Origin of the sequence: Fibrobacter sp. UWT2 (assembly GCF_900142545.1) — a bacterium.
GTDB lineage: Bacteria > Fibrobacterota > Fibrobacteria > Fibrobacterales > Fibrobacteraceae > Fibrobacter.
In genome coordinates, this window is sequence record NZ_FRBF01000026.1 from 1 (window position 1) to 13,896 (window position 13,896).

General features: G+C 55.6%; 6 protein-coding genes. 5 read left to right on the plus strand and 1 reads right to left on the minus strand.

Features of this window, described 5'->3' with window-relative positions; all coding sequences use genetic code 11:
• The first annotated feature begins 333 nt into the window (after positions 1-333).
• The 4 genes from BUA40_RS12985 to BUA40_RS14420 all read left to right on the plus strand — a co-directional run bounded on the left by BUA40_RS12985 (position 334) and on the right by BUA40_RS14420 (position 11,073).
• Positions 334-3,243: a glycoside hydrolase family 43 protein gene (locus BUA40_RS12985; protein WP_072801284.1), complete on the plus strand. Its 2,910-nt coding sequence runs from the start codon at positions 334-336 to the stop codon at positions 3,241-3,243.
• 219 nt (positions 3,244-3,462) lie between these two features.
• Positions 3,463-6,372: a rhamnogalacturonan lyase family protein gene (locus BUA40_RS12990; RefSeq protein WP_083585412.1), complete on the plus strand. Its 2,910-nt coding sequence runs from the start codon at positions 3,463-3,465 to the stop codon at positions 6,370-6,372.
• Between the two features lie 217 nt (positions 6,373-6,589).
• Positions 6,590-9,259, plus strand: coding sequence for a hypothetical protein (locus BUA40_RS13000; protein WP_072801285.1), 2,670 nt, complete (start codon positions 6,590-6,592; stop codon positions 9,257-9,259).
• 35 nt (positions 9,260-9,294) lie between these two features.
• Positions 9,295-11,073 carry an Ig-like domain-containing protein gene (locus BUA40_RS14420; protein WP_143149809.1) on the plus strand — a complete coding sequence of 593 codons (1,779 nt, stop codon included), beginning with the start codon at positions 9,295-9,297 and terminating at the stop codon, positions 11,071-11,073.
• A gap of 85 nt (positions 11,074-11,158) precedes the next feature.
• Here the strand turns inward: BUA40_RS14420 and BUA40_RS13010 are convergent, their stop codons facing one another.
• The gene (locus BUA40_RS13010; RefSeq protein WP_083585413.1) at positions 11,159-12,826 is read right to left on the minus strand and encodes an SGNH/GDSL hydrolase family protein; all 1,668 of its coding nucleotides are present in this window, start codon (positions 12,824-12,826) and stop codon (positions 11,159-11,161) included.
• 176 nt (positions 12,827-13,002) lie between these two features.
• On the opposite strand from BUA40_RS13010, the gene BUA40_RS13015 reads away from it, so the two are divergent.
• The gene (locus tag BUA40_RS13015) at positions 13,003-13,896 is read left to right on the plus strand and encodes a TIGR02147 family protein (RefSeq protein WP_072801286.1); all 894 of its coding nucleotides are present in this window, start codon (positions 13,003-13,005) and stop codon (positions 13,894-13,896) included.

Here is a 13,896-nt window from a genome sequence, read left to right on the forward strand (position 1 = left end):
TGGCAGATTGATGTGCGTGCCCTTGCACGCCGCTAGTATTGTAGGGCTACGCCCGTATATGAAGAACCGCCGGCTTCGCCGGCGGGTCACTTTTTTGCTTTGCTAGGGGATATTTTTTATTTGGTGTAAATCTTATGCTCGGCCATATAGATAGCTAGGTAGTCGATGACGCCGGATTCTGCGCTTTTCGTGGCGCATCTTGCAAAATGTGGACTTTTTTTAAACAAAATGTTGTTAAAATCTCATCATATTGTTCAAAAATATTGTAAAACTATTGACTTTTAATTGCAAAAAGTGTAGATTTTTTATATATTCTCTGGAAAGGAGTGTGGTATGGGTGTATTGGAAACATTCAGGGCGGCGTGTGTCGCCTTATCTCTCGCGGCTGTTGCCGCATTTGCGGCCTCGGTCGCCGTTCACGATCCTTCCGTCATTGTGGTCTATAAGGACGCGGGCGGGAATTCGTATCCTGAAAACGATGCGGCCAAGTCGCGGATGAAGTATTATTACATATTCGGGACCATGAACGGGGCGGCATATTCCCGCGATATGCTGGACTGGACCCCGTTTACGCCGCAGCTTTCGAGGGGCGGCACGGTGTATGTCACTGGCAACGAGGCCAGGGACGATTACTACAGCGTGTTCAAGGCGGAAGCCGACTATGCGGAACATACGAATTCCGCGACCGCCAAGGGGAACTTGTGGGCGCCCGATATCGTGTGGAACAAGAAGCTGAAAAAGTGGTGCTTGTACTTTTCGATGGCGGGCGAGGACTGGAAAAGTTCCATTGTGCTCCTGACATCCGACAAGATCGAGGGGCCGTACGAGTACAAGGGTGCGGTCGTCTACGGCGGGATGGACAAGCAGACGGCGGGTTCTGCCGCCAATGCCGACTACGCGAAGGTGACGGGTTCTTCGACAATCGACGAGCGTTACTATATCGCAAGCAACGGTGTCACTAATTTGGGCAAGTGGGATGGCGGCTATGGTTCCAGCTGCATCGACCCGAACGTGTTCTACGACGAGGACGGAAACCTGTGGCTCCTGTACGGTTCGTGGAGCGGCGGGCTTTTCCTGGTCAAGCTCGATGAGTCTACCGGTCTCAGGGACTATTCGTACAAGTACGGGAACAACGGCGCGGCCAAGTGGAGCGGGACTTCGATGCTCGAGGACCCTTACATGGGTATCCACGTGGGTGGCGGTTATTATGTGAGTGGCGAGGGTTCGTACATCCAGTATTTCAAGGATGCGGATGGCAATGGCTACTACTACCTGTTCGTGAGTTACGGGTTCTATTCGCCCGAGGGCGGCTACACCATGCGCGTGTTCCGCAGCAAGGACGTGAAGGGGCCCTATGTCGATGTGGATGGGACTCCTGCGATTTTTGAAAAGTTTATCCTGAACTATTGGGGCAATACCGACCGCGGATTCCCGATTGTCGCGAATTACCGCTGGAGTTTCTGGGCCGAAGACCGTGCCGAAATTGCGGATGGGCACAATTCGCTGTTGCGCGACGACGATGGTGGCATGTACCTGGTTTATCACCGCAAGTTCAACAACCATACGGGTTGGCACAATGTCGAGACTCACCAACTGTTCTTTAACAGGATGGGCTGGATTGTGGCGGCACCTTTCGAGTATCACGAGGGTTACGGGCTACCGGCGCGTGCGCTCGACCGCAGCGATATCGCGGGCCCGTACAAGGTGATTATGCATAACCCGCCCAGGAACAACCCGCAGACCTGGGAAGATTCCGTGGCGGTGAACCAGGAACAGAACATGCAGCTCAATGCCGACGGTACGGTGACAGGCGCCTACACGGGAACCTGGGATTACGACTATGCGAAGGGTCGGAGCTACGTGACGCTTACTCTGGGTGGAACTGTCTACGAGGGCGTGGTGCTTGACCAGTTGCAGAACGATATGAGCAAGCGGACGCTTACGTTCTCGGCGATGAACAAGGCGGGGAACCGTGCCTTCTGGGGTTACCGTGTGCCGAAAACCGAAGTGCTGCAGGATGCCCGCTATTACGGCGACAGCGTGAAGGTTGTTGGGAAAAAGGACTTTAGCACGGCATGGGATGCCTATGACGAATTTGAGTCCGTGAAGGTAAGCGGAAACTTTGTCGCGGAATTTGAATTCAGGAACAAGGTAAAGAGCGGAGCCGAAAACTGGAACAACTGGGTGCTCGTCTTTAGGAACGGTGGCGACATGTGGTACCTGCGTGCCGACGGCTATTCCGTGGAAACGCTCGGTGGCGAAAATACGGTGCACTACTGGAATGCCTGGGGTGAAAACTGGGACGCCTTCAAGAAGATGTACGACGGTGCAAAAGTCCGCCTGCGTGCAGAAAAGGACGGCTACCTGATAAATGTGTATGCGTTCTTGCGCGGTGCGGCGAAGGATGGATCCGACTCGCTAGTGTATGCGGTTACGGCTACGGGGACACCGGTTGGTGATTACGAAATATTGCTCGGTGCCGATGCGGCGTCGTTCGAGTTGAGCCGTGTTGCGTACGGGACGCTTGAAAATCGCATCGTGGCGGGTACGATAAACGACGGTGGCGAATACAATGTAGCGTTCAATGCGCAGAAGACGGCTGAATACAAGGTTTCGGGCGACTTTAGCGCAACATTCCGCTTTATGAATTACGGGAACAAGCCGGTCTATGGGCTTGCCGATGCGAACAAGGTAAACAACTGGGACAATTACATTGTGCGTGCGACTGCCGGCGGGGCGACGACGCTGTTGCGTGCCGATGCCTTTGCGATGGATAACGCGGGGACGTTCGATTACGATTTCGACTGGAACTGGGACGATTTCGCTGGCATCATGCGCAACGCCGAAGTGGTGATGGATGTCTCGCGCGAAAAGGATGTCGTTACCTACTCGGCCCGCATCACGGCGCAAGATGGCAAGGCGTATCACTACAAGGCGGTAAACAGGGGCGCATCGACTGCCGAGATGTTGCTCGGGTTTACTTGTGAGAAGAGTGTGGTCGACCTGCTTTCGGTTTCCGTGAATAGCGTGGCGGGCGACAGCACGCAAATCCAGGTGGAAGATCCTGATTCTTCGACCACGTCGTTTGCGGTTCGCAATGGCGTTGAAACGGGACGCAGCCTGCAGGATATGCGTGGTGCGAAGGTTTACGATGTTCGCGGTCGCCTTCTGGGAACTGCGGACAGCCCGCGGGTAAAGGAAATGCGTTTGCGCAAGACCCGACAGCCCGTTTTTGCGAAGTAACAAAAGCACCGCAGGTGCCCACGAAGAAACTTGTTTTAACGCATACGCTCGCGTATGCGCGAGGCGAGCGTTGCTTGCCGAAGTTTTTTGTTGTGTTCCCGCCGTTGTCTATGGACAACCGGAAGTGTGGTGGTGAAGGTTTTATTTGGAGTGCCGGAGATATATTATAGGTGCAGGTTCCCGGTGGTGCGGGGGCCTGTAATTCAAAAAAAGGATTGGATGATGAAAAAGTTGTGGATGTTTGGGCTTTCGCTCGCGCTTGGAGTGGGCATGTCGCAGGCGGCTCGCCAGATGGAATGGCTGAACCGCGGGCTTGTGGCGGTTAAGACCGGCGGGGGCGTGTTCCTCAGCTGGCGCGTCCTTGGGACCGAGGGCTCCGAGACGGGCTTTAACCTGTACCGCGATGGCGAGAAAATCGCGAGCCTCAGCGGGACACAGGCGAGCAACTATACCGACGCGAAAGGGACAACCTCGAGCAGGTATTCCGTAAAGGCTGTCATAAACGGCAAGGAACTTGCATCTGACGAAGCCGTACCCGTGTGGGGCGAGCAGTTCTTGACAGTGAACCTGGACAGGCCTGCAGGCGGTAGCGACTACACCTACAGTCCCAACGATATTGCCGTGGGCGATGTGGATGGTGATGGCGAGTTCGAGTTGGTTCTCAAGTGGGATCCGAGCAATTCCAAGGACAATTCCCAGAAGGGAAAGACGGGCAACGTCATCATTGACTGCTACAAGATGAGCGGCAAAAAACTTTGGCGCATCGACCTAGGCGTAAACATCCGTGCGGGGGCGCACTACACGCAGATGCTCGTGGGTGACTACGATGGCGACGGCAAGGCGGAACTTGCCGTAAAGACAGCGCCGGGAACGAAGGATGCCAGCGGAAAGTACCTGAGCAAAGGCGCAGCGGCCAATGCGGCACATACTAGCGATTACCGCAATTCGAGTGGATACATTCTGACCGGTGACGAATACCTCACGGTTTTCAACGGTGAAACGGGACTTGAAATGGCGACCGTCGCCTATAATCCAGGGCGCGGTACGGTAAAGAACTGGGGCGACAGCTACGGGAACCGCGTCGACCGCTTCCTTGCGACAAATGCCTATCTCGATGGCAAGAAACCGAGCATGGTTTTCCAGCGCGGCTATTACACGCGCATGGCGCTCACGGCCTACGACTGGGACGGAAAATCGCTGACGCAGCGCTGGTACCACAATTCGGCGACGAGCGGCAAGGAATGCTACGGGCAGGGGAACCATAACCTTTCGGCGGGTGACGTGGATGGCGACGGATTTGATGAAATCATGCAGGGTAATTGCGCTATCGATCACGATGGCAAGTTCATGTACCGTGTAGGTTACGGTCACGGTGATGCAATCCACTTTGGCGATTTGGACCCCGACAACGACGGCCTCGAGGTTTGGCAGGTCCACGAGGAAAAGCCCTACGGCTACAACTTGCACGACGCACGTACTGGCAAGGTGCTTTTCTACGAAACCAGTTCGGGCGATAACGGGCGCGGTGTCGCGGGCGACGTCGATTCCAACAGCCGTGGACATGAACTCTGGTCTGCTGCAAACTGGAACACCTATACGGCTAAGGGGAAAATCTGGAAGGCCGACAAGCGCCCCGCCTACAACTTCCGTATCTACTGGGATGGTGACCTGCTTGACGAACTTTTGGACAATACGACCATAAGCAAGTGGGACCATGCAAAGCAACAGAGCAATACGCTTTTCCAGATGCAGGGCAACAGCTGCAATACCACCAAGGCGACACCGAATTTCAGCGGTGACATTCTGGGTGACTGGCGCGAGGAAGTCATCTTGCACGATGGAGCCTCCAAGCTTTACATTTACACGACGACCACGCCTACCGAACATCGCATGTACACGCTTGCGCACGACCCGGTTTATCGCAATGGCATGAGCTGGCAGAATACCGCCTACAACCAGCCGCCGCATCTGGGCTTTTGGCTGCATGGCAACAAGGGCAAGTTCCCGAAGCCGGACATCGTGCTGATAGGCGACAACACGCCGAAGGCGGCCGCGATAGTCAAGCAGGGCGCAGGTAGTTCGAGCCAGGTGATTGTGAAGGGTGATTCGATTGTCCCGTTCACCTTCGCGATCCAGCATGCGGATGGGGCGAATGTTGACGGGCTCCCGGCAGGCGTGACGGCCGTGTGGAATGCGACGACATCATCGCTCTATTTTAGCGGGACTCCCGTTGTTGAGGGCGAGTTTACCTATACGATTACGACGAAAGGCGGGAATGCTGACTTTGGCGAAGCGACTCGCAACGGAAAATTCACCATCCTGAGTGTCGTGGAATCGGGACCTGCTCCTCTTATGGTTCGGAGCGATATCGAGGCGGCGGTACCGACCGATGCAAAGGGAGCCTTTGCCGACAACCACGAGAATTTCCGCGGCACGGGATTCTACGATTTCGAAAACAGTCTCGATAGCTACGGCATTTACCACCTGGTTTCGCCGAAGGAATACAAGAATGCAACGATGGTGTTGCGCTACGCCCACGGCAAAACGGATACGCGTCGCATTATGGTGAAGATGAATGAAGACCTGGTCGGTTCGCTGACGTTCAAGCCCACTGCCGATTGGGATACCTGGGATAGCGTCTCGGTGGGTGTTTCGCTCCAGAAGGGGTTGAATGTGCTTTATCTGAAATCGCTGGAAGAGGCGGGTGCACCGAACGTCGACCAGATCGGTTTTGATGTCGAAGGCGTGGTGCTTTTTGAGGATTCGACGCAACTCTCGGCGATAGACACCTTGAGCGCTGAAGTCGCGGGAGATTCTTCGGGAACGACGGGGCTTACCCGTGGCGATTACACCGCAGAAGACGACTTTGCAGGTAACATTCGCATTGCTGCCGGAATACACCTGAATCTTGCAGATGGTACGCTGATTGCCCGCGAATCGGGGTATGCCCAGGTGGATTTCTTTGACATGACTGGCCACCAGGTGGCGCGCCTTGCAAGAAATGTTCCGGCAGGAGCGTCTGACTTGTCCCGCGAAATCAGGGCTCTCCCCGAGGGCGTCTACATGGTCCGTGTCAAGTTCAATGGCCGCACGATGCAGAATGCGGTGCAGGTAAGAGTAGAACGGTAGTTTCCTAACTAAACGATACGTCCCGGCGGAAGCCGGGGCGTTTTTTTGCACCGCAGGTGCCCACGAAGAAACTTGTTTCGAGTGTAGGGAGGGTCTTAGGGAGGGTGGAGCCCTCCCTAGTCTCATAACTCCGTAGTCCGCGGACAACTGGAAATTTCTTTTACCCTACCCCCGGAGCAAATCCGAGGGTATTTTTGTGGGCAGAAAGGAGTTATGTATGGGATGTTTGAACTCTATTCGCGTATTGGGCCTCTCGGCGGCGCTTGCCTTTGCCGCATCGCCCGTCATCAAGGTCGATTTTGACATGAGCGGCCGCAATTCGAGCGAGGTTACGGAACCGAATTACGTGCCCTGGGTGGTTTCGGGTGTCGCTTCGAAAGATACGACGCTTTCGGGCGTGAAGGTGAATGTTGCCGGAAGCGCGAACCTCAAGGCCAACTGGTACAAGGCCGGGGTGCAATCCCCGAGCTATGCGCGCCTTGTGTGCGACGGCGTGATGGTCGAAGGCGGCGGGGCGATTACGCTCACCTTCTCGAATCTTGCGGCAGGGACGCACAGCCTCCTTTTGTACCTGAACAATGTCGATGGGACGGCGGTAAGCAACAGCATCGATGTCTATGTGAACAACTCGAAGCAGACGTCGGTCAAGCCCACGAATCGTGCGCTCTCGACAGGCGAGGCGGCGATTGCCTACGTGACTTTTAATGTAAGCGGTACGGGTGCCTCGACCGCGATAAAGTTGAATACGGGCACGGTTACCCTGAACGGCTTTGAACTGAACGTGCCCAATGCGGCGGCACAGGCGACAGGGCCTTCGCCTGCGGATCTGGATTATCACGCTTCGCACGAAAACGGAGCGCTGACACTTTCGTGGACGGTGGCGAAGTCGGCCGTAAAGCATCGCGTCTATTTCGGGACGGACTCGCTGTCCGTTTTTGCGGCGACGACCACTAACACTGCGGTTTACAAGGGCGAACAATCTGGAAACTCGTATAAGGTGAGTGGTACGACTCCGCTCCAGACCTACTACTGGCGCATCGATGAAGTCGATGCGAACGGAACGGTCACGGCAGGGAATGTCTGGTCGTTCAAGCCGGGCCGCGTCGCGTTCGAGGGTGCCGAAGGTTATGGCCGCAACGCCCTGGGTGGCCGCGGCGGCAAGGTGGTGTACGTGACGAACCTGAACGACGACGGTGCTGGCTCCTTGCGCGAGGCGTGCACGGCAGAAATTGGCCCGCGTACCATCGTGTTCAAGGTGTCGGGAATGATCCAACTGAAATCGCGCCTGGTCTGCAATCAGGATTACGTGACGATTGCGGGGCAGACGGCTCCCGGCAAGGGTATTACCATCAAGAGCGCTCCCATCGGGTTCACGGGCAAGGACATGGTCATCCGCTTCATGCGTGTGCGCCTGGGCTACGGTGCGACCTACGATGGTATGGGGCTCACCGGTGGCGACCACAGCATATTGGACCATGCGAGTATCAGCTGGACGATTGACGAAGCCTTCAGTAGCCGAGGCGGCAAGAACCTTACGCTGCAGCGCACGCTGATTTCGGAAGCGCTGAACATTGCGGACCACCAGAATTACCCTGTCGGGACGGGACACGGGTATGCGGCGACTATCGGCGGCGATATCGGCAGCTTCCACCACAACCTGCTTGCACACAATGCGGGCCGCAACTGGAGCCTGGGCGGTGGCCTCGACGGGAACGGCTACTATGCGGGTCGTCTTGACATATTCAACAACGTTGTCTATAACTGGGTGAGCCGCGTGACCGATGGCGGTGCGCATGAGGTAAACTTCGTGGGCAATTACTACAAGGAGGGCGCCGCTACTACCTTGCACGGCTATACATTGCGTGCGCAGTTCGAAGGTACGGGCAAAGGCTCGCAGGCGTATTACTACCACAACAACGTTCTCGAGGCTGCGGGCGGCAAGTTCACCTGCGACGGCACCAACGACAATTGCGGTCGCGAGTATTCGCTTTCCGGCGGGCAGGTGCTGGATTGGGAACCCTGGAACAGCAAGCCTTTCTTTGCCTCGTATGCGACTGTCCAGAGCGCGAAGGCCGCCTACAAGGATGTGCTGAGCGATGTGGGCCAGCGCATGCCGGTACTTGACAATCACGACACCCGCGTGATAAACGAGACCAAGAACGGAACCTACAGCATGAAGGGCTCCGTGGGTGGCATGGCGGGCATTCCCGACCGCGAAACCGACGTGAAGGATACGGCGAACATCAAGGGCTGGGAGCCTTACCCGAGCGAGATCCGGGCCGACGACTACGATAGCGATTTGGACGGGCTTCCGGACTGGTGGGAAAATATGTACGGGTACAATCCGAAGTCGAAGAGTGGTGACTTTAGCGAAGCGAACAGGGACCGCCTGGGCGATGGCTGGACGGAACTGGAACGCTACCTGGAATGGATGGCCCGCGCGCACTACACCTTCGCGAAGGGCGAAACCCAGGTGATAGACCTTTCGCAGTTTACCCGCGGTTACGACGGCGGCACCTACACCGTGTCGGCCCCGAGCGGCGTGACGGCGACCGTGAGCGGTTCCAGGTTGACGGTGAAACTCGCCGACAGCTTTGCAGGTGCGGGCTACGTGCAGTTTACGCTGAAGGACAACACGGGCGATACCTTTAGCCGCTACATCGGCGTGACGCAGGGACTTGCCGTGAACGCTTCGCAGGACGGACAAGACGAAAACGACACGACATCTGTTGTCGCGGGCGATACGACTGCGACAGGAGATTCCACGACAACATCGTTAAGGCCGCGTGCGCAGAGAAAGCATGTAAATGGCCTTGGACGCATTTACGACACGCAGGGACGCCTCTTGAAGCAGCGAAAACATAGGGGCTTTTACCTGACGCGATAAATTTTTAGTATAATAAGATGAAAGGATGGTTGATTATGGGTATGTTTGGTTCAAAAGCAGTTGTTCCGGCGTTCGGACTGTTGATGTGTGGCTTTGCCTTGGCGGGTGCCGAGCCGCTGGCTTTCCCGGAGGCGCTTGGCTTCGGTGCGCAGGTTACGGGTGGCCGTGGCGGCAGCGTTTACCACGTGACGAACCTGAACGATGACGGTGCGGGTTCCTTCCGCGACGCGGTGAGCCAGGGCAACCGCATTGTGGTCTTTGACGTGGGTGGCATTATCAACATCAAGACGGCGGTTTCTATCAAGAGCAACATTACCATCGCAGGGCAGACGGCTCCGGGCGAGGGAATCGCCATTCATGGCGGCAAGCTCAGTACCGGCAAGCAGAGCAATATCATCATCCGCTATCTGCGAATCCGTCCGGGCGAAAATACCGCGTCCGAGAAGGATGATGCACTCAACCTTTACGATTCCAAGAACGTAATTGTGGACCACTGCTCGGTGGAACTTGCACCGTGGAACAACTTCGGCGGTTCTTCGGACAATGCAAGCTACCGCGTTACGGGCATTACGGTGCAGAACTCGCTGATTGCAAACCCCATCGGGCAACAGTTCGGCGCGCACATTGAATCGGTGGATGGCACTTGGGCTTGGTACTACAATGCCTTCGTGAACACGCACAACCGAAATCCGCTGGATAAGATTAATGACGTGTTCGTGAACAATATCCTCTACAACTTCGAGGCGGGCTACACGACACATACGAGCACTCATTTCAATCACGACATCGTGAATAATTACTTTGTCTATGGCCCGAAGGGGAGTAACCCGTGGTTCCAGGTAGACAAGAACCAGAGCATCTACGCGAGCGGCAACATGATCGACACGGACCGCGACGGAAAACTGAACGGCGGGCCTTCTAGTATTTACTACTACCAGGGCGTGGGCGAGGAACTTGCGAAACCCTGGAGCGAACTTACGACATCGGGCCCGATGCTCAGTGCGGCAAGCGCTTGGCGCTACGTGACGTCGCAGAGCGGCGTGCTCCCGTACGACGATATTGATTCCCTGATATGGCACCAGGTGGGGGCACTTGGGAAAGAAGGAGCCCTGGTGAAAAGCGTTGGTGCCATGGGAATCAAAACCAACAACGGCTGGGGCGAGGTGGTTGCGGGGAAGGCCGCGACCGATTCCGACAAGGACGGCATGCCCGATTACTTTGAAGACGCGATGGGTTACGACAAGTCGAAAGACGATGCCATGACCAAGGAAAGCGACGGTTACGTGCGCATCGAAAAGTATATCAACTGGCTGGGTGCCATGCACGCGACGGCAGCGGACGGCAAGTCCCTCGATTTTGACCTGCGAACGATTACGCAAGGGTTCAAGGATGTTGCGCCGACCTACAGCGTGTCTGCGGCCGAAAACGGAACCGTAGAACTTGCGGGAGACGGCTATACGGCGCGCTTTGCGCCTAGGGCAAATTTCAGCGGGCTTGCCTCGTTCAAGTACACCGTGAAGGGTAACGACGATACCGAATATACGGGCCGCGTCGAGGTGCTGGTGGAAAAAAGTGATATCGCCGCTGATACGACGGCGCAGGATTCAATCAACACGGATACGACAACGCAAGATTCTTCTATTACGCGCCTCGCTGACAAGTATCATCTTCGTGCAGAAGCTGTTACGGTAGGCGTCTTTGACATGAACGGCCATTATGTGGGCGTGACTACGCAGGGACTTCCGCAAGGCCGCTACATTGTCCGCCAGAAGGTGAATGGCCGGATTGTAAATAAGCCGATTCGAAAAGACTGATTACGTCGCAACAGAATTGAACTTTAAGAAAAATCCCCAGCCGAGGTGGCCGGGGATTTTTTGGAGGTGTGTTGTTGCGAGAGAGTTAGCGCCTTGTGGCCTTGAAAATCCCGAGGGTCCTGTTGCCTTGCTTGACCTTGACGAGGTAGGTGCCTTGCCGCAGGGTGATGTGGAGTTCATTCCCTTGCATGGCACGGAATTCCGCGATGCGGTGGCCTTGCATGTCGAAGACGCTGATGTCGTGCGCGCCGCCGTCGATGCCCTCGAGGCGGAGCTTGCTACCGTCGATTCGCCCGCTGATGGCGTTGTGCGGAGTCAAGGATTCAACAGCGGTGACGCCTTCGGTATCTTCTGTGCCGGAAGATGCGCCTTCTGTTGCGCTGGACGATTCCGGACCGGCGATTTCTGCACTTGACGAGGATTCCGGTTCTTTGGAACTGCTGGACTCCGGCTCCACCTGAATCAAGCCACCATCGGTGATGGGCGTCTTTGCCCGTGTAAGGACGTCGAGCGGGTCGGGCTTGCTGGAATCGAATGCCTCGTGGTCGTCGCGCAGGTGCTTGGCAAGTTCGGGCACTTTCGCGTTGATTTCTTCGATGTTCGCGCGGGCAAGTTCGTAGGCGCCGTATTCGCAGAAGTGCGTCTTGTCGCTCGCGGTGTACATGTACATTTTTTCCTTGTTGCCTCCGAGGGCTTTGCCGAGCGTGATGCTGTGCTGGTTCAAGTCGAGCACGGTGACTCCGAGTTTTTTCCCGAGGGCGCGCATGCGTTCGGGAAGCCCGCCCACGGCTGTTTTCGGGTCGGTTTCGTTTTGCCGCGCGGTAGATGTCACGAACAGCGGGGTGGCGCCCTTCGCCTTGATTTCGTTTGCGTACTTGGTGAGGGTCGCTTCGTAGTTGTTCACGTCGTTTTGATTCTTCTGGTCGTTATGCGCGAACTGCACGGTCACAAAATCGCCCTTCTTGACTTCGGCGAGAATCTTTGCGAGGCGCTTCATGCTGTAGAACCCGCTTGCGGTAAGGCCCGATTCGGCGTAGTTCGCGATGGCAAGGCTGGATTTGAAAAATCCCGGGGCCATCTGGCCCCAGCCCGCCCAAGGAGCCGTTATCTGGTCGACCACGGTGGAGTTTCCGCAGAGCCAGAGCGTGGTCACGTTGTCGTTTCGCTTGATTTCGATTCCTGCGACGGCGGGCGCCTTGCCGCTGATGACGAAGGTGAGTTTCTTGTCCCAGGTGCGGTAATTCTTTTCGCGGTCCTTGATGCTCATGGTTACCGAGCCGTCCATGCTTTTTGTTTCCATGCGCCTGAGCGAAACGGTTTGCCTGCTGAACACGCCACCGGCAAGCGTGATGCGGTCGAGCATGAGCTTGCGGTTTTCGGCCCATACGGTGGTCTCGCTTTCGTTTTCGCCGTCACCGAGAATGAACGTTACCTCGTAATTGCCTTGCGGGAGCGCCACCGAGAAAACCATGTTGCCCTTTGCCGTCAAGAAATCCGTGGTGAGGTCGTCGTCCCACAGGCGGTCTACCGAAGAAACCGTCCCACTTTCGAAGCCGTAGCCCTGCGAGTCGCTGTACTTGGTGTTGGCCTTGACCTGCGTGTAGCCTGCGGCAACCGGGCCCTCGCCGAAGTCGAACTTGTAGTTTTCGGCGGCGTCAACTAATGTGAATGCACCGAGGAGTGCTATCGCCAAGAGAATCGTTGTGACCTTGACAGCAATGTCGATTCCTGCTAATTGTTTTTCCTGTTCCATAATACCATCCCTTTTACACGCGTTTGTACTTGTACTACAAAATGTACTATAAAATTTTAAAAAAAGCAAGAAAAAAATGGAAAAAATATGTTTTTTTGCTATGAAGTGTTCGATTATGAATTAAATTTTTATTTTTTACTATACCATGTACTACATTTTTATGTATATTTAATATCATGAATACCTTCGTAAACATTTTCGAGTTTACCAAGTTCCGCAAGTTCCTGGCAGAATACCAGGAGCGCCGTCAGGCGGCGGAGCCTTCGTTTTCGCGTACCGAGTTCTGCAACTTGCTGGGGCTCCCCAATACCCGCAGCTATTTCAACGACGTGGTGCAGGGCAAGCGCGTGACCGACAACATGCGCGAGCGCTTTATAAACGTCATCGGGCTCAAGGGGAACGAGGCGAGGTATTTCGAGGCGATGGTCGATTTTGACCAGGGGAAGACTGCCCAGGTGCGCGAGGCGGCGTTCGATGCCATGATGCGCCTGAACAAGAACCCGCAGGCGATTGTGGACCCGGACAGCTACGAGTTCTTTGGCAACTGGTACAACAGTACGGTCTATGCGATTCTCGAGGTGATGGATGTGGGCGACGACGTGTCGGAACTCGCGGCGAAGATTTTCCCGCCTGTATCCGAGAAACGCCTGAAGGCAAGTCTTGAACTCATGCAGAAGATGTCGCTCGTGCGCAAGGACGAACGCGGGTTCTGGAAGCCGACGAAGGATAGCCTTGCCACGGTGCAGCAGAGCAAGAGTCAGATGGTGCTCCAGTTCCAGAAGCAATGCCTGGAACTTTCGAAGCAGGCGCTGGAATCCGAAGGGAGTGAATCCCGCGACATGACCACGTTTACCTTTGCGGTGTCGAAAAAGGCTCAGAAACAAGTGGAAGCTGCGGCAGAAAAATTCAAGGCGCAGGTACGTCGCATCGTAACGGTCGATGCTGAAAAGCCTGAAGTCGTGGAACACGTCAACTTGCATGTGTTCAGCAATATTCGTGAAAATTCCGAAAACGACGCAGGCGAACGATCTGCTAGGCCGTTTGAAAAGGCTTTGATTCAAGGGGGTTAA

Excerpts from the sequence above, each read along its gene's own strand:
- BUA40_RS12985 (WP_072801284.1), top strand. The coding sequence starts at position 334 with ATGGGTGTATTGGAAACATTCAGGGCGGCGTGTGTCGCCTTATCTCTC.
- BUA40_RS12990 (WP_083585412.1), top strand. The coding sequence starts at position 3,463 with ATGATGAAAAAGTTGTGGATGTTTGGGCTTTCGCTCGCGCTTGGAGTG.
- BUA40_RS13000 (WP_072801285.1), top strand. The coding sequence starts at position 6,590 with ATGGGATGTTTGAACTCTATTCGCGTATTGGGCCTCTCGGCGGCGCTT.
- BUA40_RS14420 (WP_143149809.1), top strand. The coding sequence starts at position 9,295 with ATGGGTATGTTTGGTTCAAAAGCAGTTGTTCCGGCGTTCGGACTGTTG.
- BUA40_RS13010 (WP_083585413.1), bottom strand. The coding sequence starts at position 12,826 with ATGGAACAGGAAAAACAATTAGCAGGAATCGACATTGCTGTCAAGGTC.
- BUA40_RS13015 (WP_072801286.1), top strand. The coding sequence starts at position 13,003 with ATGAATACCTTCGTAAACATTTTCGAGTTTACCAAGTTCCGCAAGTTC.